Annotated in this window: 3 protein-coding genes; 1 reads left to right on the forward strand and 2 read right to left on the reverse strand. The window is 44.8% G+C overall.

The window, feature by feature from the left end; translation table 11 throughout:
• On the forward strand, positions 1-295 hold a 295-nt coding region (locus tag PR833_RS05820), incomplete at its 5' end, for a DDE-type integrase/transposase/recombinase (protein WP_272525960.1).
• 205 nt (positions 296-500) lie between these two features.
• Here PR833_RS05820 and PR833_RS05825 read toward each other — a convergent pair.
• Both PR833_RS05825 and PR833_RS05830 read right to left on the reverse strand, forming a co-directional pair.
• On the reverse strand, positions 501-1,016 hold the full coding sequence (locus PR833_RS05825; RefSeq protein WP_272525961.1) for an MrpH family fimbial adhesin: 516 nt from the start codon (positions 1,014-1,016) through the stop codon (positions 501-503).
• Between the two features lie 632 nt (positions 1,017-1,648).
• Positions 1,649-2,121 (reverse strand): fimbrial protein (locus PR833_RS05830; protein WP_272525962.1); only part of this gene is annotated, 473 nt, incomplete at its 5' end.

A 2,121-nucleotide genomic window follows, 5' to 3' on the forward strand; every position in this document is an offset into this window, starting at 1 on the left:
CGAAAAACAGCGTTACTCACCGATCTCCTTCATGGTAATACGCAAACGGCAAATCAAAACCCTCAATAATCGAATAGAATCCGATCATGCACCGATTAAAAAGTTAATTGTTGCCACCGGCGGTTTCAAAATCGCTAAGCGGGCTTGGTCGACAATCCAAGGATTTGAAACTTTGCGAAAACTGAATAAGGGTCAATTTGATGAATGGTTACGTCGTGATGAACCTGAGTTTCGTGTACGGGAGCGATCTGCCTTTATGAATCGCTTATTCAATGTGGAGACGGTTTTAGCGTGAAAGACGCCATTGGCCTTGAGCAAAAAATACGCAAATTTATTATTTGCAACAAGCCCGTTAATCTCATCGAAGATAAGGGGCTTGTTGCAAAAATTACCTAAGTGAGAAATACCCAATGAACTTTGAGTAAAAAATAAACTAATTTATTATCTGCAACAAGCAACAATTAATGATCATCACCCCTCCAGCGATTATGAAAGTACTATTAACGATAGGTCATTATCAATGTGGCTGACCCCGAATAGTCACCGCCAACAGGATTTCCAGTGGAATTTAACTTACTTGACAAGACCATGGAAGATGGAGCACCAGCAGACACCGTAACTGTCGAGGGAATTGTCGTAATTGTACTTACGATCCCTCCCCCCATATCCACCTTATTATTACCCGTAGTAGATACAACTGTAGCGATAGCACTAGTGGAGGCGCTACAATTTATCGAGAGGTTCGAGCTTGAACTATTTCCATTAATATTATCCGCACTAAGGGTTCCATGATCAATCTGTAAGTTACCTGAAAGAATACAAGACACCGGTTGGGTTGGTGTATTCACATCGCTTCCTGAATCCACCCTAACCGAAGTCACAGCCTTAGTTGGATCACCTGAAAATCCAGGTACGACAGCGACCATCATCACCACAGGATTACCAAATACACACGGATTGCCACATGAACCTACCCATCCACTTCCATTTACACCTCTAAACCCCCAACCGCTCATTTGGCCAGATATAATACCTATATCCGCTCGCGTTACTTCAGAACATTTCTTGTTCACTACGAAAGGTATATTATTGTATAGCATCCCTGCACTACCCATCATGTTAGCAGAGTCAGCATTCATGGACTTTCCAGTCCAACCATCGGCATTACTATTTCCAGCAAGGGCAATAAATGAACATTGATTCAAACTTGAGTTCACAAAAGAAAAGGGCTTTCCTTCCGGTGCTCCGGGAAACCATACTTGATAATCAATGTTATAATACGTACTAGAAAACGTGCACGTTTGAGGATAATTACCACCGAGAGTACAGCTTGGATATTGACCACTCGTGATTGTTGAAGTGTAGCTTTGACTATCCATAGCTTGAAACGTTGTTGCCGCTGAGACTGCAATCGTCGTATTTATGGGATAGCCACTCCTCTCCCTCATCGTAGAGGAACTATGTGCTTTAAAGGCGAGAGTGAGCAATATCAAGCCGAACCCTAACGACTTTGCTCCGTCATTGAGTATATTTTTCATATATCTGATTTCTCCACGTCATGCGTTTGCCGGAGAGTTTCCGTTTAATTTTAACCCAAAATATCGTTTTGGACTCAGTTCTATAAGGAGATAAACATTACGTCATTGTCCTATTGATACACCAAGGTATACGTCAGCGTCGCCGTAAAAAAGCCCGGCGTCATCGTCTCTACCGTCGCCCCTTCCACCGCCTGCAAGTACGACCTGACCCGGATCGTCATCTCACCGTCCGTTATCGGCATCACCGGCCCCACCGGGGCACCGTTTATCGGCAAGGCCACCCCACTCGGGGTTTCCAGTCCCACCGCAATCCCACTAGCCTGACTCCCCGCATCCACGTTCAATAACCCATTTGCCGTGGTCGACGCACCGCTGAATCTCGCCGAGATAGCGCTCCCCAACGAAGTGTCACAATCCGTTAAATGAAACAGGATGTCTTCCTTGCTGTAACGGCGTTGCCCATCCACCAAATCCTTGGTATTAATGTTGCCCCCAAAATCAACCCCAAAGTTCTCATAAATCGGGTCAACGGTGCACGGCAACGCAATTAACGTACCACTGTATTGAATGTCGTTACTGTTGG

The sequence above is a fragment of the Providencia sp. PROV189 genome, from assembly GCF_028480065.1.
GTDB classification, from domain to species: domain Bacteria; phylum Pseudomonadota; class Gammaproteobacteria; order Enterobacterales; family Enterobacteriaceae; genus Providencia; species Providencia stuartii.

Bases quoted from the DNA above. Each gene is read 5' to 3' on its own strand.
- PR833_RS05825 (WP_272525961.1), bottom strand. From the start codon at position 1,016: ATGAGCGGTTGGGGGTTTAGAGGTGTAAATGGAAGTGGATGGGTAGGT.